Origin of the sequence: Terrabacter sp. 2YAF2, from assembly GCF_052114705.1 — a bacterium.
Taxonomy (GTDB): Bacteria; Actinomycetota; Actinomycetes; order Actinomycetales; family Dermatophilaceae; genus Terrabacter.
Map to the genome: position 1 here is coordinate 1 of NZ_JBFRFG010000053.1, position 1,010 is coordinate 1,010.

The 1,010-nt window shown below is 65.2% G+C and carries 1 protein-coding gene; it reads right to left on the reverse strand.

Going from position 1 to position 1,010, the window contains the following annotated elements; translation table 11 throughout:
• Nucleotides 1–782: 782 nt before the first annotated feature.
• Nucleotides 783–1,010: hypothetical protein (locus tag AB4030_RS22375; protein ID WP_442279707.1), on the reverse strand; the 228-nt coding region annotated here is incomplete at its 5' end.

The following is a 1,010-nucleotide window of genomic DNA, read 5'->3' on the forward strand; positions in this document are numbered from 1 at the left end:
CTCGTCGGACATCGCAGGCCGCCCCGTCCCGTCGTCGACACAACCCGATCACACGCTGCCGAGCACGACCTCGATTAGCTATGCAGGGACCGACGACGAGGACACCGGCACCCGCTCAGCCCTTGACGCTAAACACCTCACGCTGATGTGCGGATGTTCCTCGTGGACTGGGAACGCTGCTACAGGAAGCGCGGACGGAACAATGCCGGCACGCCGCACTGTCGGGCATGATGACCGCATGACGTTGCCATTTCGCCCGGGATTGCTCGGTAAGGCACGTCCGCTAGCCGCGCCGTCGGCCCCAGTTGTGGACGCCTGGCGTCCGCCCTGGCGGGGGAGGATGTTGGCCCTGCGGCTCTCTGAGGCGGCTGCCTTTGCAGCTATGTATCTCCGGCCCATGGACCAAGGAAACCCTTGGCATCTCCTGAGGTACCTTCATGTCGCGATGGCTGCGTTCTTGACTGCGAGAGCTATTTCGGAGTTCTGCACGCGAGTGCTGGCTGAGCCTGAAGGTGTGGTGATTGTCCACGGGCTTAGGCGGACGCGCATTGCGTGGAAGGACGTGCGTCAGGTCCGCCCTGGTAGCAGAGGGTTCGGGCCGGGATGGGTGGAACTGGTGACCGAGCGCGTGGTGCGGCTGCCGGTGGCAGTCACCAACTACCCCGAGCTGCGGCACCTGTGGGCACAGGCGGCCGGAGCCTCGCCGATCTCGCACCGGTGATAACTCGTCTGCCCCTCAGCTAAGCAACGAACGACGCCAGACTCGCGGCGTTTCCGGCCGTTCACTTGGTGAAGTCGCGGCCCCTCTCGAGGCCGCTGATCACGTCGTAGCGGACGCGCCATGACGACCACGACGTGGCCACCACTGTGTCCTCCTCGAGGGCGACCGTGACCCAAGCGTCGCCTTCACCCTCGGGAGGGCGCGCCTGCCATGAGACCGTGCCGCCGGGTTTCCGACAAAGAACAGCCGAGATGTAGCCGTCCTCGGTTTCCGGGAGCTCGAGTTCCAC